This is a genomic window from Neolewinella marina (assembly GCF_002631205.1).
GTDB lineage: Bacteria > Bacteroidota > Bacteroidia > Chitinophagales > Saprospiraceae > Neolewinella > Neolewinella marina.
The window spans coordinates 145319-164601 of sequence record NZ_PDLO01000009.1 but is presented as its reverse complement, the minus strand read 5'-3'; the positions used below and the strand labels follow the sequence as shown (position 1 = coordinate 164601).

The following is a 19283-nucleotide window of genomic DNA, read 5'->3' as shown; positions in this document are numbered from 1 at the left end:
TATCTTTGTAGCCGACCAACCCCGACTATTGGACCCCACCGATCCGATTTCACTTCTCTTGCCCTCCGTCCTGCTCATGAGCAACGGCCTCGAACTCGTACTGGGTTTCGCGGCGATCGGGGGTTTGCTGCTCCTTTCCGGCCTGGTGTCGGGGTCGGAGGTAGCCTTCTTCTCCCTTACCCCGAACGACTACGAGGAGATGGAGCAGGAGAACAACCCGGTGCGCGGCATCCTTTATGAGCTGCGCGAGAAGCCCCGCCTGCTGTTGGCCACCATCCTGATCGCGAACAACTTCATCAACATCGCGATCGTGCTGGTCTCGGAGATAATGCTCAGCAAGATCTTCCCCGACGCCCTGTTCGCCAACTGGGCGCGGACGGTCCACGAGAGCGTGAACTTCATGCGGCAGTTTTCGGAAGCGGAGCTGAGCAACGCCATCGGCTTTCTCATCACCGTGATCGGCGTCACATTCCTGCTGGTGCTCTTCGGTGAGGTCGCCCCGAAGGTGTACGCCAGCTACAACAAGGTGAAGCTGGCCACCCGGATGGCTGGCCCCATCAACTTCCTCATGCGGGTGCTCCACCCCATTGCCTCCAGCCTGGTGCAGGGGGCCTCTTTCATCGAGCGCCGCCTGGAGAACCACACCCTCGACGCGGCGGCCGCCAGCCAGGAGGACATCGACGAGGCCATCGACCTGACGGTGAACGCCGACGACGGGGGCGACGAGAATCAGCGGCAGGACGTCGACATCCTGAAGCGCATCGTAAAGTTCAATAACGTGACCGTCCGCCAGATCATGCGGGCCCGGGGCGACGTGGTGGCCGTGGAAAGCAAGATCGACTACCAGCAGCTCATCGCCGTGGTGCGGGAGTCGAGCTACAGCCGCATCCCGGTATTCGAGGAGGACTTCGACAAGATCAAGGGGATCCTTTACGTGAAGGACCTGCTCGGCCACCGCCACGAACCGCCCGACTTCGACTGGATCCACCTGGTGAAGGAGGACGTGCTGTTCGTACCGGAAAACAAGAAGATCAGCGACCTGCTGAAGGAGTTCCAGACCGAAAAGACCCACATGGCCATCGTCGTCGACGAATACGGCGGCACGGAAGGGATCGTCACCCTGGAAGACGTGCTCGAAGAGGTCATCGGCGACATCCAGGACGAGTTTGACGAGGAAGAAGAGATCGTGTACCAGCGCATCGACGAGCTGAACTTCGTATTCGAAGGAAAGACGATGCTCAACGACGTGTACCGCATCCTGAAGATCCCCGCCGCGAGCTTCGAGCCCGTAAAGGGGGAAGCGGAGAGCCTCGGCGGCCTGGTCCTGGAGATACTCGGCCGCATCCCCGAAGCCGGGGAGGAGATCGCCTTCGACGGCTACCGCTTCCAGGCCATGTCGGTGAACACCCGCCGCATCGAGGAGGTCCTCATCACCCTGCCCGAACCCCCGGAGAGCGATACGCCCTCCGCCCACTAAGCCCCGCCCCATGTACGGAAAAGAACAACAGCGGCAACTCTATGCCCGCTCGAAAGAATACCTCGACGGCCAGGAGCTCCCGCTGCCCGCCGCCGAGCAGCTGCCCGAGCTGCGCGAACTGCTGCGCTACCACGAGTGGCGCTACTACGTGGAGGACGACCCGGTGCTGAGCGACTACGAATACGACCAGCTCTACAAGCGGCTGGAAGCCCTGGAGGCCGAGCACCCCGAACTGGTCACCGCCGACAGCCCCACCCAGCGGGTGGGCAGCGACCTGACGGGCAACTTCGCCAGCGTACCCCACCTGGTGCCCATGCTGAGCCTCGGAAACAGCTACAACGCCGACGACCTGCGGGAATTCGACCGCCAGGTGAAGCGGATGCTCAATATGGACGAGGACAGCGACCTGGCCTACGCCGTGGAGCCGAAGTACGACGGGGGCACCATCGCCCTGGTCTACGAAAACGATCGCCTGGTGCGCGCCGCCACCCGCGGCAATGGCGTCTACGGGGAGGAGATCACCCACAACGCCCGCGTCATCCGCTCCGTGCCGCTCACCGCCGCCTTCAGCCGCTTCGGCCTGCACCGGGTGGAGGTGCGCGGGGAGGTCATCATCCGCAAGGACCGCTTCGAGGAGCTCAACGCCCGCCGCGCCGCCGCCGGGCTGCCCCTCTTCGCCAACCCCCGCAACACCGCTACGGGCGGACTGCGGATGAAATCACCCGGCGAAGCCGCCGAGCGGCAGCTGGAAGCCTTCATTTACAGCTTCGGCTACGGCACCGACGCCGAGGGCAACGACGCCGTCCAGGCCCTGGGCACCCACACCCACGCCCTGGACATCCTGACGGAGCTGGGCTTCAAGGTGCCCGCCGCCGGCGACGAGCGCACCCGCACGTCGGAGATCGGCGCCGCGGCCGACTTCTGCCGCGCTTGGGAGGAACGCCGTGCCGCCTACCCCTACGAGATCGACGGCATGGTGGTGAAGGTGGACGACCTGGCCCTGCAGGAGCGCGCCGGCTACACCAGCCACCACCCCCGATGGGCCATCGCCTACAAGTTCGCCGCCCGCCAGGCCACCACCACACTGCTCAACGTGGAGTACCAGGTAGGCAAGATCGGCACCATCACCCCCGTGGCCAAGACCGAGCCCGTGGCCCTGGCCGGCGTGATGATCAGCAGCGTGAGCCTCCACAACGAGGACTTCATCCGCGAAAAGGACCTCCGCCTCGGCGACCAGGTGCTGCTGGAGCGGGCCGGCGACGTCATCCCCTACATCGTCAAGCCCCTGGAGGAGCTCCGCGACGGCAGCGAGACCCCCATCGTCTGGCCGGTCACCTGTCCCATCAACACCACCGAAGAGGAGGTCCCCCTGGTCCGGGAAGCCGGCGAGGCCGCCTGGCGCTGCCCCGTCTGCGTCTGCGGGGCCCAGAACCTCCAGCGAATCATCTTCCACGTATCGAAGGTGGCCATGGACATCGACGGCATGGGCCGTCGCTACGTGGAGCAGTTCTACGAGCTGGGCTGGCTGCGGACCATCGTGGACGTATACCGCCTGCCCTACGACGAGATCGCCCGGCTGGAAGGCTTCGGGGAACGCTCGGCGGATAACCTGCGGCAAAGCGTGGAAGCCGCCAAGCAGAACCCACTCTGGCGGCTGCTGCACGGACTCAGCATCCACCACCTCGGCAAGAAGGCCAGCCAGCTGCTGGCGCAGCACGTCGACCACGTGCTGGACCTCGCCGGCTGGTCGGAAGAGCAGTTCCTCCACATCAAGGACATCGGCCCCACCGTGGCCAAGAACGTGGCCGCCTACTTCGCCAACCCCATCCACCTGGAGCAACTGCGCGAGCTGGAGGAACTGGGCGTCAACGTCCGCCCCACCGAGGCCGACCGCCCCGCCGCCCAGGTGACCGAGGGCCCCTTCGTGGGCAAGTCCATGCTCTTCACCGGCAGCCTCCAGCAGCTGAGCCGCAAGGAGGCCCAGGAGCGGGCCAAGGCCGCCGGCGCCCGCATCGTATCGGCCGTCAGCGGCAAGCTCGACGTGCTGGTGGTGGGCGAGAAGCCCGGCTCCAAGCTCAAGAAGGCCGAAGCCCTGGGCACGGTACGCATCCTCACCGAGGCGGAATTCCTGGCCCTGGCCGGGGGGTAGGCGAACCGCCGCCGGGGGGCCGGGGTTAAACCAAAGAAAGCCATGGCCCAAACCTCCTTCCAAGACCTCATCAACGGCGACGTACCCGTACTGATCGATTTCCACGCCACCTGGTGCGGGCCCTGCCACGCCTACTCGCCCATCCTGAAGCAACTCAAGGAAGACCTCGGCGACAAGATGCGCCTGGTCAAGATCGACGTGGACCGCAACCCCGACATCACCCAGAAGCTGGGCGTCCAGGCCATGCCCACCACCATGATCTTCCACCGCGGGGAGCTCAAATTCCGGGCCGCCGGCGTGCAGAGCCCCCAAACCCTGAAGGACGAGCTGGCGAAATTGAATTGATGTTGTTCGCCGGGGATTGCATAAATTGCGCGCTTCCCCATGAACGCATCCCTCAGCCCTTACGCCATTCTCGGCATCGTCGCCGTCTATTTCGCGGTGCTTGTGCTGGTATCCTTTCTCACCAGCCGCAAGGACAGCAATAACTCCGATTTCTTCCTCGCCGGCCGGAAATCGCCCTGGCCCCTGGTGGCCATCGGCATGGTGGGCTCCAGCCTTTCCGGGGTCACCTTCATCAGCATCCCCGGGGCCGTAGGCGCCGGTGGGGTCAACCAGGCCTTCAGCTATATGCAGGTGGTGATGGGCTATCTGCTCGGCTACCTCGTCATCGCCCTGGTGCTGCTGCCCCTCTATTACCGCATGGGGCTCACGAGCATCTACGAGTACCTGCGCAACCGCATCGGCTGGTACGGCTACAAGATCGGGGCCTTCTACTTCCTGCTATCGCGGACCATTGGTTCGGCCTTCCGCCTCTTCCTGGTGGCGGTGGTGCTGCAGCAGTTCGTGGCCGAACCCATCGGCATTCCCTTCGCCTTCACGGTGGCCTCGGCCATCCTGCTCATCTGGCTGTACACCTTCCGCGGGGGCATCAAGACCATCATCGTCACCGATACCCTGCAGACGGTCTGCATGCTGTTGGCGGCCGGCATCACGGTCTTTTACGTGGGCAATGCCCTGGAGACCGACTTCCCCGGCATGGTGCGGCTCATCCAGCAGAGCGACTACAGCCAGTGGTTCTACTTCGAGGGGGGCTGGAGCGACCCCAACAACTTCTTCAAGCAGTTCCTCAGCGGTGCCCTCATCACCATCGTCATGACCGGCCTCGACCAGGACATGATGCAGAAGAACCTGAGCATGCCCAACTTCCGGGACGCCCAGAAGAACATGCTCGCCTTCAGCATCGTCCTCGTCTTCGCCAACCTCCTCTTCCTGAGCCTGGGCGCCCTGCTCTACATCTACGCCTCTACCGTGGGGCTGACCATTCCCGGCAGTTCCGACCTGCTGTACCCCACCATTGCCCTGGTGAACCTGCCCCCCGTAGTGGGCATCCTGTTCGTGCTGGGCATCGTGGCGGCGGCCTACTCCAGTGCCGACAGCGCCCTGACGGCCCTCACCACCTCCTTCTGCGTGGACTTCCTGGGCATGGAGGAAGGAGGCGGCGGCGGCGCGCAGGAGCCGGGGTCCCTGGCGGAGCCGGTCCGCGACGACAGCCAGGACAAGCGCAAGCGACTGCTGGTCCACTCCGGCTTCTCCGCCCTGCTGTTCCTGGTCATCATGGGCTTCGAGATCATCAACAACACCGCCGTCATCAACAGCCTGTTCAAGGCGGCGGGCTACACCTACGGCCCCCTGCTGGGGCTTTTCGCCTTCGGATTGCTGACCGACTACCGCGTACGGGAGACCATCCGCGTGCGCTCGGTGCGCATTCCGGCCCTGCTGATCGTCTGCCTGCTCTCGCCCATCATCTCCATGCTGGTCGACTACTACTCGGCCGAGCTGCTGGGCGGTTTCCAGTTCGGCTTCCTCATCCTGGCCTTCAATGGGCTGCTCACCTTCATCGGACTGGTGGCGCTGAGCGAGTTCGGAGCCCCGACCGAGGACGAATTCGTGGGCGATCACCTGGCGTAATTCCCCGGCACCCGCGCCCGGCGAGCCATCAACCCCTTCTTTAGCCACCGGCAATCCCGCCGCAATGTGGGTTGTGGGGCGGCAGCGCCCTGCTTACCTTGTGGCCCCTAATCAGTTTACCCCCTTCAACCATGAGTCAACTTCGCGCCGCCATTACGGGAGTACAGGGATACGTCCCCGACTACGTACTCACCAACGATGAACTGGCCACCATCGTCGATACCAGCGACGAGTGGATCACCTCCCGCACCGGCATCAAGGAACGGCGCATCCTCAAGGGAGAAGAAAAGGGTACCTCGGTCATGGTCACCGAAGCCCTCAAGGGGTTGCTGGAGAAGACCAACACCCACCCGGATGAGGTGGAGGTGGTGATCTGCGCCACCGTTACCGGCGACAGCATCTTCCCCGACACGGCCAACGTGGCGGCCTACAAGGCCGGCATCCGCAAGGCCTTCGGCTTCGACGTCAACGCCGCCTGCAGCGGTTTCCTCTACGCCCTTACCGTGGGCGCCAAGTTCATCGAGGCCGGTCAGCACAAGAAGGTCATCGTGGTGGGGGCCGACAAGATGTCGAGCATCATCGACTACACGGACCGCACCACCTGCGTAATCTTCGGCGACGGCTGCGGCGCGGTCATGCTGGAACCCGCCGACGACGGCACCGGCTTCATCGACTACCGCCACTACGGCGACGGCAGCGGGGAGGAATACCTCTACCTCGTAGCCGGCGGTTCGCGCCGCCCGGCCACCGTGGACACCGTCATGTCGCGGGAGCATTTCGTGCGCCAGAACGGCCGCCCCGTCTTCAAGGCGGCGGTCACGGGCATGTCGGACGTGGTCACCGAGGTTATGGAGCGCAACGGCCTCACCACCGACACCGTCGACTGGCTGGTGCCCCACCAGGCCAACATCCGCATCATCCAGACGGTGAGCAAGATGGTCGACTTCCCCCTCGACAAAGTCATGGTGAACATCCACCGCTACGGCAACACCACGGCCGGCACCCTGCCGCTCTGCCTCTGGGACTACGAGCCCCAGCTCAAACGCGGCGACAACCTCATCCTCACCGCCTTCGGCGGCGGATTCACCTGGGGCGCCCTCTACCTCAAGTGGGCCTACGACGGCAGCCCCCGCTCCTGACCTTAACCTTTCCCTGCCCCCCGATTGCGGCCGGTGCGCTGAACAAGCGACCCGCCGATCAGATTAGGTAGAGGGGTAGCCGCACATTGCGCGTGCCCCGACGTTTTTTTAAACACCGTAAGTAGCACGGGGCAGTATATGAACAGGGAAGAACTAAAGCGAAGCGGACTGCTGGATCAGTATGTACTCGGGCTGTTGGGTCCGGAGCGCAACGCCGAGGTAGAGCAAATGATCGCCGAGGATCCCTTCCTCGCCCAGGAAGTGGATCGCCTGCGCACCGACCTTGACGCCTACGCGGACGCCCGGGACATCACCTCCCCCTCCGACGGGCGCACGCCGCGCACGGCCCAGGAGTTCCTCGATCTCGACCACGAGATGATCACCTCCATGATGGAGCACAACCACACCCTCAACATCTGGCGCTACGTGCTCGTGGGCATCTGCCTGCTGCTGGTGGGCGTGAGCGGCTACCTCTTCCGCCTGAAGGAAGAGCTGCGCTCCGACCTGGTGAAGGAACGCTCCCTCCACGCCCAGGACGAGGCCAGCTACCGGATGGACCTGGAGAACAACCGCGCGGCCCTGGCCGCCTACGTGAGCAACTGGGATAGCCTGGAGACCGTCACCCACCCCCTGGATACCGGCAGCGTACAGCTGCACCTGCTGCCCTGGGCGGAGGTGGTGCTGGTGGACTTGGCGGGTATGGCGCCCCCCGCGGCGGGCCACGCCTACTACGTTTTTCCGGCCGTGGGCCGGCGCGTAAAGAACAGCCCGGAAGTGATCAATGCTGACAATGTCGCTAATTTGCACGCGGTAGAAATGACGGACAAATTTGATCACATCAGAATTTACCTCTGGGAAACGGGGCGGAAAACCGAACCAAAACCCGGAGAATCGCCGATTGCGATTATTCCGTTACATTAAAATAAAGTTCACGCGATATCGGTTTGGAATTCGGGGTGCAATTGTGTTTATTGCGCCGATTATTGAGGGGGTAGCCGTCCTGCCCCCGGATACATTGTTTGTCCACTCGAATGTTCAACCTTCAAATGTCGCGTTAAATGACAATTTTGTACGTCCTCATGGCCGCCTGTGCGCTTGGCGGTGGATTAAGTCTTACTTCTGCTCTTCTCGACGGTTCGCGTCACTTCTAGACAACCAACACAGCTTCCAGCACCCGGCGCCATCCGCAACGGAGGGTGGCGCGCCGGGGTACGGTAGAAAACAACACGGTTGCCCGCACTGCAGGCAGCCGTTTTATTTTTTCCCGGGGTTACCTTTAGGACCATTGCCTTCCGTACAACAACCTTCGTGCAGCCCCTTATCCCCCCCTTTATTCAACAAAAGCTAGTCGCCGGCGACCTCCACGGGGAACTGGAGGCCTTTACCCTCAACATCGACCTTTCGGGCTTCACCCCCCTCACCGAATCGCTGATGGAGCAGGGGCTCAGCGGGGCCGAGCAGCTGTCGGTGGTACTCAACGACGTATTCCAGCCGCTGGTCTCCCTGGCGTATTCCGCGGGGGGGTTCATTCCCTACTTCGCCGGCGACGCCTTCACGGCCATCTTTCCGCTGCCGCTGGACGGCCGTCACGCCATGCACCTGCTGCGGACGGCCGAGCGCGCCCGGCAGCTGTTCCGCAACCGCGGCAAGGAGTTCGGCAACCACTACACCTTCGGCATTAAGGCGGGCATTGCCGCCGGTACGGTCAGCTACGGCATCGTGGGGAAGGGGCTGCGGGCCTTCTACTTCCGGGGGCCGGCCATCGACGGGGCCTCCAATTGCCAGAGCCTGGCCGGCGACCAGGAGATCGTAGTGAACAGCTACGTGCAGTCGCTCATCGAGGGGCGGCTGGTGTACTGCGAAGAGATCGACGCCGAGGCCTTCCGGGTACTCGGCGACGTGCCCCTGACCACCGACGTGGAGGTGGCCCCCCTTCAGCTGCCCGAGGTGGAAACCGAGATCGCCACCGCCTTTCTGCCGCCGGAGGTAGTGCGCTACGACCAGGCGGGGGAATTCCGCACGGTGGTATCCTGTTTCCTGTCCTTCGACGCCATCCGCACCCACGAGGACCTCGACCGCTTCGCCACCGTGGTCCTCGACCAAGTAAGGGACTTCGGCGGCTACTTCAAGGAAGTCGACTACGGCGACAAGGGGGCCCTGATGGTCATCTTCTTCGGGGCACCAGTATCCTACGAGAACAACGTGGCCCGGGCGGTGGAATTCGCCCTCACCGTACAGCGGGAGCTGGAGCTGCTCAGCAACCAGGACGACCTGCCCTTCCGTTTCCGCATGGGCATGACGGTGGGCACCGCGTTTACCGGCATCGTGGGGGGGCAGGAGCGCGCCCAGTACGCCTGCGTGGGCAACCGCGTCAACCTGGCCGCCCGCATCATGTCCGCCGCCGAATGGCAGGCCGTGCTGGTCGACGAGGAGATCGCCACCACCCCCCAGTTCCGCTTCCTGCCCCGGGGCGACATCCGCTACAAGGGGGTGCAGGAGCCCGTGCCCACCTACTCCCTGGAGGGCCGCCGCCAGTCGCTGGGCAAGCCCGACTACGGCGGGGAACCCATCGGCCGCGACGAGGAGGTAGCCCGGCTGCTGCAATTCGCCACCCCCCTGCTGGAGGGCAAGCCCGGGGGCATCGCCTACGTCTTCGGCGAGGCCGGCATCGGCAAGAGCCGCCTGACCCACGAGCTGCGCCACCAGCTCAACCAGCGCCGCCCCTTCAACTGGCTGCTGGGCAGCTGCGACCAGATCCTGCGCAAGCCCTTCAACCCCTTTACCTTCCTGCTGCAGCGGATGTTCCGCCAGAGCATGGACCTGAACGCCGAGCAGAACCTGCGCCGCTTCGAGGCCCGCATCGGCTGGATGCAGATCAACCTCCAGCAACGCAAGGACCCGCGGGCCGAAGTCCTGGTAGCGGAGCTGCAGCGCACCGAATCGCTGCTGGCCGCCCAGCTGGGACTGACGCTGCCCGACTCCCTCTACACCCGCCTGGACGCCCAGGGGCGGTACCAGAACACCATCGACGCCATCGTCAACCTCATCATCGCGGAGTGCCTCATCCAGCCCACGGTGCTGGAGCTGGAAGACACCCACTGGATCGACCAGGAAAGCCTGGTGGTGGTGCGGGAGCTGCTGCGGCGGGTGGGCGACCTGCCCCTGCTGGTGGTGGCCACCGCCCGCCCCGACGACGACGGGCAGTACCCCCGCCTGCTGAAGGAGGGCTTCAAGGGAGCCTCCGAACTGCCCACCCTGGAAATTGAGCTCGGTGCCCTCTCGCCGGAGTCCGTCCGCCGCTTCGCCGAAACCACCCTGGGCGGGCCCGTCTCCCAGGACACCCTGGAAACCCTGCTGCGGGCCACCAACAGCAACCCCTTCTACCTGGAGCAGATCCTGGAATACTTCCGCGAAAGCGAGCTGCTGGAGCAGCAGGAGGACGGCCTGCTCCACCTCAGCGACGAAAGCATCAAGCTGTCGACCAGCATCACCTCCATCCTGACGGCCCGCATCGACCGGCTCTCGGACATGGTGCGGGAGATCGTCAAGGCCGCCGCGGTGATCGGCCGGGAATTTGACCTCCCCGTCCTCAGCGAGGTGATGCGGGCCGACGAGGGCTTCGAGGATTCGGACAACCTGATGCAGGACCTGCGCGAACAGATCCGCGTGGCCGAGCGCGGACAAATCTGGAGCGCCATGAACGAGCTGCGCTACATCTTCAAGCACAGCCTGCTGCGGGAGGCGGTCTACGGCATGCAGCTGACCACCCGGGTGCAGCAGCTGCACCGGCAGATCGCCGCGGCCATCGAGAAGATCTACGCCGACAGCCTGGAAGAGCGGTACGTGGACCTGGCCTTCCACTACGGGCAGAGCGGCGACACCGAGAAGACCATCGAGTACCTGAACAAGGCGGCCAGCTACGCCCGGGCCAACTACCAGAACCAGCAGGCCCTGGAGCTCTACGACCGCCTGATCAAGAAGATGAACCAGCAGGCCGACCAGGAGGTGACGGTCCACATCTTCCTCAGCCAGGGCAGCGTGTATGAGATCGTGGGCCGCTGGGAAGACGCCCGCCGTGCCTACGAGGAGGCCCGCCGCCTGGCCAAGTCGAGCCGCGACGTCATCCTCCTCGGACGGGCCAACAACAGCCTGGGCCACCTGCACCTGCTGAAGGGCGACTACGAACTGGCCATGGAATACCTGAAGGTCGCCGCTGGCCTCTTCGAATCCGTCGACGACATCTTCGGCATCGCGAAGGCCTACAGCAACATGGGCAACCTCTTCTTCCGCACCAACCACTACGACCGGGCCCTGACCTACTTCCAGCGGTCGCTGGAGAGCGGACTGAGCCAGGCGGGCACCACCACCTCGGCCAGCACCATCAGCCATCTGGGCCTCACCTACATGAACCTGGGGCAGTACGAGGAAGCCATCCGGGTGATCAAGGAGCAGATCCCCCTGCACGAGGAGAGCCGCGACAGCATGGGCCTGGCCACCCTCCACACCAACCTCGGAATCGTCTACTTCGACAGCGGGGATTACCAGCGTTCGCTGGAGCACCACCACCGCGGACTGGCCCTGGCCCGCGAACTCGGCAACCGCCGGCTGCAGGCCATCGGGCTCGGCAGCCTGGGCAGCATCAACGAACGGCAGGGCAACTACGAAACCGCCCTGGAACTCTTCGAGCAGGACCTCAAGATCTGCTACGAACTTGGCGACCGCCAGGGCATCGCCGTCACCGAGGCCCTCATCGGCGACCTCTACAGCGTGATGGGCCACTTCACCAAGGCCATCAATCACCTGGACCGTAGCCTGGCCATCAGCAGCGACCTGGGCTACCGCAAGGGGGTGGCTAAGGCCGTGAATACCCTGGGCGACATCTACTACCTCCAGGGCGACTACGACCTCTCGCTCAAATACTACAACCAGGCCATTGAGATCGCCCGCGCCACCAACAACCGCCTGGTGCTGGGGGCCAGCCTCTACGAAAAGGGGCAGGTACTGCTGGCCGACGGCAAGCTGGAAGAACTGCGGGAAGTAGAACAGGAAGCCCTGGAAGTTGCCGAGGACCTCGGCAACCCCGACGTGCTCTACGGCGCCCGCCTGCTGCACGCCCGCTGCCTGGTGGCCTACGACCCCGCCAACCTGCCGGAAGCCCGGCAGATCCTCGATGAACTGCTAACCCGCGAGGTACTCACCACCGAACAGCAGGCCGAGGTTAACCTGGTCGCCTATCAGCTGAGCGGCAAACGCGACGCGGCGGCCCGCGAGGCGGCCCTTAAACTTTACCGCCAGCTGCACGCCGAAACCCCGAAGTTCGTCTACACCTTTCACCTCCAGGAGCTGGAGGCGGCGGAGCAGGACTAGTTGCCGCCGCCCAGGATGAGGGGCAGGCCCCCGTTGCCCGTACCACCTACCACGACCACCTTGCTGTTGGGCGACTTGGCGAGTTCCAGGGTGGCTTCGATGCCCTTGTCCTGGAGGATGTTGTCCGAGAGGCTCGCGGCCAGGATGCGGTTGGCGTCCGCCTTGGCCTGGGCCTCGATGAGGCGGCGCTCGGCTTCCTGCTTCTCGCGGGTCAGGATGTACTCGTACTTGAGGGAGCCCTGCTCGGCCTCCAGCTTTTCCTCGATGGCCATGCGCACCTTGTCGGGCAGCTCAATGTCGCGGATCAGGATGGCGCGCAGGTCGATGTAGTTCCGGGCGAGGGTATTGGTCAGCTCCTCGGTGATGAGGGTCTGCACCTCGTCGCGCTTGGTGGAGTAGAGCTCCTCGGGGGTGAACTTGCCGATCACCTGGCGGACACTGGAGCGCACCTCGGGCCGGATGAGCCGCTCCATATACTCGGGACCAAAGGTCTCGTGGAGGGAAGGAACGTCACCGTAATTGGGCCGGATACGGGCCGTGACGTCAACGCTGATGTTGAGGCCGTTGCTGGACAGCACCTCCATTTCCTCCTCCAGCTGGGCTTCCCGTACCTCGTAGACGTACATCGTGTTCCAGGGAGCTACCATGTGGAAACCGGGGGCAAAGACGATTTCCTTCTCCAATCCACTGAAGCGGCGGAACAGTACGCCCCGCTCGCCCGACTCGATGGTCACGAAGGTGGCGCTGCTCACCATGATGAGCACGATGAAGAGGAAGAAGCCTAGGATGCCCCAGGTCATTAGTTTTTTCTGATCCATGATGATTCTATTTTCCGCTTGATTGGGAAAGATGCCCCGCAATACAACGTCCTCCCTCCCCAATTAGATGAAACGGGGCTGTTGATCGATCAGAGGCTGGTCAGGCAGTCTCTACCGCTGGGCATTGGCCACGAAGTACATGGCCGCACCGAAGAAGATGATGTTCGGCATCCACATGCCGAGGAAGACGGGCAGGTCGGTGCCCGAGCTGATGGTGGAGGCGAAGCGGCTGAGGAAGACGAACAGGGCCCCCATGAACATGCCTAAGGCCAGCTGGATGCCCATGCCGCCCCTCACCTTGCGGCCGGCCACCGACAGGCCGATCAGGGTAAGGATGAAGATAGTGAAGGGCTCGGCCGTACGGCGGGCCAGCTCCACCTCGTACTTGCGGATGTTGCCGGCGCCCCGCTCCCGCTGCTTGCGCAGGTGCTCCAGCAGCTCGGGGGTGGTGAGGGCCGACTGCTGTTCGCGGTAGTCGACGAAGTCCTCGGGGCGGAGGTTCAGCACCGTGTCCAGGGTTTCCCGGTTGCTGGTCACGAGGGTTTCCTCCAGCCCGTCGAAGGTGCGGATTTCGTAGTTGTCGAGCCGCCACCGGCCGGGGTCGCCGTCGACGAACTTGGCCGAGCGGGCCTTGGTGAGGCTCACCAGTTCATTGTCCACGATGTGCTCGATGCGGAAATTGCGGGCCGCGCTGTCGCGCTTGCTAAAGTGGGTCATGTAGACCTTGGTATCCGGGGCGACGAAGAAGTGGACGTTGCTGGTCTTGCCCTCATCGCGGTTGCGGCTGAAGTACACCCGGTCGATCTCGGCCCGGTGGCTGTTGGCCAGGGGGATGAGGTAGTGGATGCCGGCCAGGTAGAGGACGGCCAGGAAGCCCGCCGAGATCAGGTAGGGCCGCATGAGCCGCCAGAAGCTGACGCCCGCGTTGAGGATGCTGATGATCTCCGAGTTGTCGGCCATCCGCCCGGTGAAGAAGATCACCGCGATCAGGGTGAGCATGGGCCAGAGGAAGCCCAGGATGAAAAGCAGGAAGGTGGGGAAGTACTCAAATGCAATTACCGAGGCCGGGATGTCCGTCTCGATGAAGCGTTCCACCTTCTCACTGAAATCAATGATCAGGCTGACCATCGAGAAGATGAGCACCGTAAAGAAGAAGGTGCGCAAGAACTTGCCGATGATGTACCAATCCAGTTTCTTCAACATAGCGGGGGCGCCGGGGCGGGCGGGAAAGTCCGGTTAGGCCAGCAGTCGTTTTACCGTCGCGGCGACTTGCTTGCCGTCGGCACGACCGGCCACGCGGGCGTTGGCCACGCCCATCACCTTGCCCATATCTCGCATGGAGGAGGCGCCGGTCTCGGCGATCACTTCCTTAACGATGGCCTCCAGCTTTTCGTCTGACAGCTGCTCGGGAAGGTAGCGGCTGATCACCTCGATCTCCTCCCGCTCGGGCTGGGCCAGGTCTTCGCGGCCCTGCTTCTCGTAGATCTCCAGGCTTTCCTGCCGGCTCTTGACGAGCTTCTGGAGCAGGGCGATCTCACCGGCCTCGTCGAGGGTGTCGCCGCTGCCGTCGGTCTGCTGCAGCAGGATGGCGTTCTTGATGGCCCGGATCCCGCGCAGGGCGGCCTGGTCCTTGGCACGCATGGCGGCTTTCAGGTCGGGAGTGATGCGTTCTTGTAGACTCATGGGTGAAGGAGTGAATTGGTGAAGGAGTAAATTGGTAAAGGAGTGAACTGCCTTGACAGTTTTCCCTCGCTTCGCTCGGGGGTCAGGGGGATTACTTGTGGCGTTGGCGGAGTACGTCGCGGACCTCCTCGAGGGTGTAGCCCTTGGCGGCCAGCAGCACGAGGTAGTGGTACATCAGGTCGGCGGCCTCGCCGAGGAAGAGTTCCTTGTTGTCGTCCTTGGCTTCGATGACGAGCTCCACGGCTTCCTCCCCTACCTTCTGGGCCACCTTGTTGATGCCGCGCTGGAGGAGGGAGGTGGTGTAGCTGCTTTCGCTGGGGTGGTCGCGGCGGTCCTGGATGGTGCGTTCGAGGTGGTCAAGAAATTCCCCTTCGTTGGGCTGGTCCCAGCAGGTATCGGCGCCGGTGTGGCAGGTGGGGCCGGCGGGCCGGGCCTGGATGAGGAGGGAATCGCGGTCGCAGTCGGCGTCGACGCGCACCAGGGTGAGTACGTTGCCGGAGCTTTCCCCCTTCGTCCAGAGGCGCTGCTTGCTGCGGCTGAAGAAGGTGACCTGCCCCGTTTCCAGGGTTTTGGCCAGGGCCTCGGCGTTCATGTAGCCCTGCATCAGGACTACCCGGGTGGCGCTGTCCTGGACGATGGCGGGCAGCAGGCCGCCGTCCTTGGAGAAGTCAAGTTCCCGGAGGTTGGATGGGGTTACTTGCATTGGCTTTATATTGAGATAAACGAACCCGAGATTATGCTAGAAAACAGTACACCACTCGACCGGGAATACGGCCGCGGACCGGAATTATTACCCCAGGGCGCCGCAAACCTACGGAAAGCTGGCAAGTGGGGCCGCTTTCTGGGTGTCCTCAGTATGGCAGGGATCGGCTTTTTTCTGGTGGTGATGGTCTTGTTCGGCGGCACCTTCATGGCCGTTTCCGGACTGGGCGCGGCTACGGGTGGCGGCGGCTTCATGACGGGGGTGCTGGTCATCTACGCCCTGGTCTTCCTCTTTCTGTTCTACCTGTCGTACCTCCTCTACCAGTTCGGGTCGGAGGCGGTGGCCGCGGTGGACAACGGCAGCCCCCAGTCGGTGACCGACGCCTTCGGGGCCCTGGCGCGACTGTTCAAGCTGTACGGCATCCTGGCGATCTTCTACCTGGGCTCCACGGTTCTGGCCTTCCTGTCGATGCTGTTCACCGGCGCGAGCGCCTTCCTCTAATTCACGGGCCGCACCGCTACCCCTTCGGCGGCGAGGTACTGCTTCAGGTCAGCGATCTCCACCTCCCCGAAGTGGAAGATGCTGGCGGCCAGTCCGGCGTCGGCCTTGCCGGCCTTGAACACGTCGGCGAAGTGCTCCTTGTTGCCCGCCCCGCCGCTGGCGATGATGGGGATGCTCAGGCGGTCGCTCATCTCGGCCAGGGCCGCGTTGGCGAAGCCGGCCTTGGTGCCGTCGTGGTCCATGCTGGTGAAGAGGATCTCACCGGCGCCCCGCTCCTGGGCTTCGTGAACCCAGTCGAAGAGTTTGTGCTCCGTTTTGATGCGGCCGCCATTGAGGTGGACGTACCAGTCGCCGTCGACCAGCTTGGCATCAACCGCCAGCACTACGAACTGCTTGCCGAAGGCGTAGGCCAATTCATCAATGAGTTCCGGCCGGCGCACGGCGGCGGAGTTGATGCTCACCTTGTCGGCCCCGGCGTCGAGCAGCACGTCCACGTCGGCCAGGGCCTTGATGCCACCGCCGATGGTGAAGGGGATGTTGAGGTGGCGGGCGATGTCGCGGGCCAGGTCGGCCAGGGTCTTGCGGCGCTCGTGGGTGGCGGTGATGTCCAGGAACACCAGCTCGTCGGCCCCGGCCTGGCTGTACTTGGCGCCGAGCTCCACGGGGTCGCCGGCGTCGCGCAGGTTCACGAAATTGACGCCCTTGACGGTGCGGCCGTCCTTGATGTCGAGGCAGGGGATGATGCGTTTGGCGAGCAAAGCGGAGGGGTTTAGGAGCAGGGAACGCCCCGCGGGGGGGAAGGGTTGTTCGCCAGGGGGGCGCGGCCGCGGGTTCCGTATCTTTCCGTCGATCCAATACGACACCCGATGCGCCTGACCGTACTTCTGCTCCTGATCACGACCGCCCTCTACGCCCAGTCGGCCCCCGACCCTACACGCTTCGCCGCCGAGATCGAGGCCTTCGCCACGGCCGACGCCGTGCAGCCCGTGGCCCCGGGGGTCATCCTCTTCGTGGGCAGCTCCTCGGTACGCATGTGGCACAGCCTGCAGGAGGACCTGGAGGGGCACCGGGTGCTCAACCGCGGCTTCGGCGGCAGCCAGTTTACCGACCTCATCCACTACGCCGACCGGCTGATCTATCCTTACAAGCCCCGGGCGGTGTTCGTCTACGAGGGCGACAACGACATCGCCGCCGGCGATTCGGCGCGGGACGTGCTCCGCTCCGCCAAAAAACTGCGGAAGATGATCGCCAAAAACCTGAGCAAGGACACCCCGGTGGTCTTCATCTCCCCCAAGCCGAGCGTGGCCCGCTGGGAACTCCACCGGGAGTACGAAAAGGCCAACGACCTGCTGGAAGCCTACGCCGCAAAGCAGAAACACACCTACTTCGTCGATGTCTGGACGCCCGCCCTCCTGCCCGACGGCACCGTACGCAAGGACATCTTCCTGGCCGACAACCTCCACATGACCCCGGCCGGCTACGACATCTGGGAAGCCGCCATCGAGCCGGTGGTGGAGCTGCTGGATCGGTAGGGGTGCTTTGGTGGGGGGTGCTTTGAGGTCGTTTGGCTGCGCCGGGTGGCGCTGCGAGGTGCTGGAGGGTGTTTTTTTCGAAGGGACGCTCAGAGGTCGTGCGGCTGCGCCGGGCGACGCTCCGAGGTCCTGGAGGGTGCTTTTGGTGCTTTAAGGAACTTGTGGTGGAAGCAGCGGCTGGCTCCAGCTGCTGGCGCCGGGCCATAGGCCCGACGGCCCGGCTGCTCCGTGTGCCTCGGTGGTTTGGGGGACGCTCAGAGGTCGTTCGGCTGCGTCGGGCGACGCTCTGAGGTCCTGGAGGGTGCTTTGGGGACATTGTGGAGGGAAGCACCAGCCGGCTCAAGATGAATGCGCCGGGCCACAGGCCCGACGGCCCGGCTCCCGCGCTACCTAGTGGTTTGTCGGGGGAAACCCCGCATCTACCCACCGCCCCGCCAACCAAATTGGCCGCGGGCAGTTTGGTAGCAAAAACGAACGCCGCCGCTTTTGGAATACCTGACCGCTTTACTACTGGGCCTGGCCTCCCCCCTCGGGGCGGTGATGCTGCCGGGCATGCTCAATATGTCGGTGGCCACCTGCAGCCTGGAGGCGGGCCGCTGGGCGGGGGTGCGTTTCGCGGCGGGCATTACCACGGTATTCACGGTGCAGGCGGCCATTGCCCTCATCGGGGCAAATTACCTGCGGCAGAACCCCGACATCATCGAGCTGCTGAGCTGGTGGGCCATCCCCGTGCTGGCCTTCCTGGCCGCCTATTTTTTCTTCAAGTGGTACCGGGAGCAGCACAGCGAAAAAAGCATCGAGGAGCAGCGGGAAGAGAGCCATGTGGACAGCCCCTACGCCGAGGGGGTCAGCGTCGCCCTGGTCAATTTCCTGGCTATTCCCTACTACTTCGCGATCGGCAGCTGGCTGATGGCCGACGACTACCTCGATCCCGCCATCTGGTCCAAGACGGCCTTCGTCGTGGGCGCGGGCGCGGGTGCCATGGCCATGCTGACGGCCTACGCCTGGGGCGCGCGGTGGGTGGACGCCCACGCCCACTACGTGACCCGCCACTTCCACCTCATCGTGGGATCAATATTCGTGCTGCTGGCGGGCGTGCAGGCCTTCCGGATGCTGGGCGATTAGCCGGCACCCGCGTCCCCGCCTACTTGACCCCGCGGCCGGTAGCGGCCCAGTAAATGCCGCCGTAGAGGTGCTGGAGGAAGAAGTCGTCCTGGTAGGTGTCGTCCATGTGGCCCAGGGCGGTGTAGAAGGCGCGGCCGCCGTCGTACTCGTGGTACCAAGCCAGGGGGTGGAAGTCACCCATGCCTTCGCTGGCGTTCTCTCCCCACTTCACCTTGGCGTCGTAGGTCGACTCATCCACCGTTAGGATGTAGTTGAGGCCCTCCACGGTGGCGTCCTGGAAGGTGTACCACTCGTCGGTCCACAGCATGCGCTCGGGCCAGCGCTCGAGGCCGGGGAAGTCGCGGTCGACGACCTCCAGCATGGCGGTCTGGTTGCGGGGATGGATCTTGAACATGTGGCCCACCAGGCGGGTGTACCAGGGCCATTCGTACTCGGTGTCGGAGGCCGCGTGGATGCCCACGTAGCCCTTTCCCGACTGGATGAAGCGCTCGAAGGCGGCCTGCTCCTCGTCGGTGAAGATATCACCCGTAGTGCTCAGGAAGATCACCACGTCGTAGTTCTCCAGTACCCGGTCGCTCAGCGGGATGGCCTGCTGCTGGCGGTCGAGCTGGAACTCGTGCCGCCGCGCCAGGGCCTGGAGGGCGGGAATGCCGGCGGTGATGGAGGGGTGGTGCCAGCCGGCAGTTTCGGTGACCAGCAGGGCCTTGAATTGCTGGGCCTCCAGGGCAGCGGTGGCCAGCAGCAGGAAGCAGAGCGCCAGCAGGGGCGCGGAGAAGGATCGACGTTGCATTCTGCCAAGGTAAGCCACCCGCCGCAAA

At 64.1% G+C, this 19283-nt stretch carries 16 protein-coding genes; 10 read left to right on the top strand and 6 right to left on the bottom strand.

What is annotated here, in order from left to right:
* Positions 1 to 58 precede the first annotated feature (58 nt).
* The 7 genes from gldE to CGL56_RS16515 all read left to right on the top strand — a co-directional run bounded on the left by gldE (position 59) and on the right by CGL56_RS16515 (position 12103).
* Complete coding sequence (gene gldE, locus CGL56_RS16545) at positions 59 to 1477, top strand: gliding motility-associated protein GldE (RefSeq protein ID WP_245184186.1); 1419 nt, start codon at positions 59 to 61, stop codon at positions 1475 to 1477.
* A gap of 10 nt (positions 1478 to 1487) precedes the next feature.
* A complete protein-coding gene (gene ligA / locus CGL56_RS16540; RefSeq protein WP_099107693.1) occupies positions 1488 to 3626 on the top strand; it encodes an NAD-dependent DNA ligase LigA in 2139 nt (712 codons plus the stop codon).
* 42 nt (positions 3627 to 3668) lie between these two features.
* Positions 3669 to 3971, top strand: a complete 303-nt coding sequence (gene trxA / locus CGL56_RS16535) for a thioredoxin (RefSeq protein WP_099107692.1) — start codon at positions 3669 to 3671, stop codon at positions 3969 to 3971.
* A 39-nt stretch (positions 3972 to 4010) separates the two neighbouring features.
* Positions 4011 to 5597 carry a sodium:solute symporter gene (locus tag CGL56_RS16530; protein WP_099107691.1) on the top strand — a complete coding sequence of 529 codons (1587 nt, stop codon included), beginning with the start codon at positions 4011 to 4013 and terminating at the stop codon, positions 5595 to 5597.
* A 131-nt stretch (positions 5598 to 5728) separates the two neighbouring features.
* Entirely contained in the window at positions 5729 to 6736 is a 1008-nt protein-coding gene (locus CGL56_RS16525; protein WP_099107690.1) for a beta-ketoacyl-ACP synthase III, read from the top strand.
* A gap of 138 nt (positions 6737 to 6874) precedes the next feature.
* Entirely contained in the window at positions 6875 to 7657 is a 783-nt protein-coding gene (locus CGL56_RS16520; protein WP_099107689.1) for a hypothetical protein, read from the top strand.
* 387 nt (positions 7658 to 8044) lie between these two features.
* On the top strand, positions 8045 to 12103 hold the full coding sequence (locus tag CGL56_RS16515) for a tetratricopeptide repeat protein (RefSeq protein ID WP_099107688.1): 4059 nt from the start codon (positions 8045 to 8047) through the stop codon (positions 12101 to 12103).
* On the opposite strand, the gene CGL56_RS16510 is transcribed toward CGL56_RS16515, so the two are convergent.
* The 4 genes from CGL56_RS16510 to hisIE all read right to left on the bottom strand — a co-directional run bounded on the left by CGL56_RS16510 (position 12100) and on the right by hisIE (position 15307).
* Positions 12100 to 12921: a prohibitin family protein gene (locus CGL56_RS16510; RefSeq protein ID WP_099107716.1), complete on the bottom strand. Its 822-nt coding sequence runs from the start codon at positions 12919 to 12921 to the stop codon at positions 12100 to 12102. The genes CGL56_RS16515 and CGL56_RS16510 overlap by 4 nt on opposite strands.
* 111 nt (positions 12922 to 13032) lie before the next feature.
* Complete coding sequence (locus CGL56_RS16505) at positions 13033 to 14124, bottom strand: LptF/LptG family permease (RefSeq protein WP_099107687.1); 1092 nt, start codon at positions 14122 to 14124, stop codon at positions 13033 to 13035.
* Between the two features lie 33 nt (positions 14125 to 14157).
* Complete coding sequence (locus tag CGL56_RS16500) at positions 14158 to 14604, bottom strand: GatB/YqeY domain-containing protein (RefSeq protein WP_099107686.1); 447 nt, start codon at positions 14602 to 14604, stop codon at positions 14158 to 14160.
* 91 nt (positions 14605 to 14695) lie between these two features.
* Entirely contained in the window at positions 14696 to 15307 is a 612-nt protein-coding gene (gene hisIE, locus CGL56_RS16495; protein WP_099107685.1) for a bifunctional phosphoribosyl-AMP cyclohydrolase/phosphoribosyl-ATP diphosphatase HisIE, read from the bottom strand.
* A gap of 33 nt (positions 15308 to 15340) precedes the next feature.
* Here hisIE and CGL56_RS16490 point away from each other — a divergent pair, with 33 nt between their 5' ends.
* A complete protein-coding gene (locus CGL56_RS16490; RefSeq protein WP_099107684.1) occupies positions 15341 to 15808 on the top strand; it encodes a hypothetical protein in 468 nt (155 codons plus the stop codon).
* Here CGL56_RS16490 and hisF read toward each other — a convergent pair.
* On the bottom strand, positions 15805 to 16566 hold the full coding sequence (gene hisF, locus CGL56_RS16485; RefSeq protein WP_099107683.1) for an imidazole glycerol phosphate synthase subunit HisF: 762 nt from the start codon (positions 16564 to 16566) through the stop codon (positions 15805 to 15807). The two genes, CGL56_RS16490 and hisF, sit on opposite strands and share 4 nt — an antisense overlap.
* Positions 16567 to 16674: 108 nt before the next feature.
* Here hisF and CGL56_RS16480 point away from each other — a divergent pair, with 108 nt between their 5' ends.
* Complete coding sequence (locus tag CGL56_RS16480) at positions 16675 to 17340, top strand: GDSL-type esterase/lipase family protein (protein ID WP_099107682.1); 666 nt, start codon at positions 16675 to 16677, stop codon at positions 17338 to 17340.
* Positions 17341 to 17826: 486 nt separating this feature from the next.
* Positions 17827 to 18465, top strand: a complete 639-nt coding sequence (locus CGL56_RS16475) for a LysE family translocator (RefSeq protein WP_099107681.1) — start codon at positions 17827 to 17829, stop codon at positions 18463 to 18465.
* Between the two features lie 19 nt (positions 18466 to 18484).
* On the opposite strand, the gene CGL56_RS16470 is transcribed toward CGL56_RS16475, so the two are convergent.
* Entirely contained in the window at positions 18485 to 19255 is a 771-nt protein-coding gene (locus tag CGL56_RS16470; RefSeq protein WP_099107680.1) for a ThuA domain-containing protein, read from the bottom strand.
* Between the last annotated feature and the right edge of the window lie 28 nt (positions 19256 to 19283).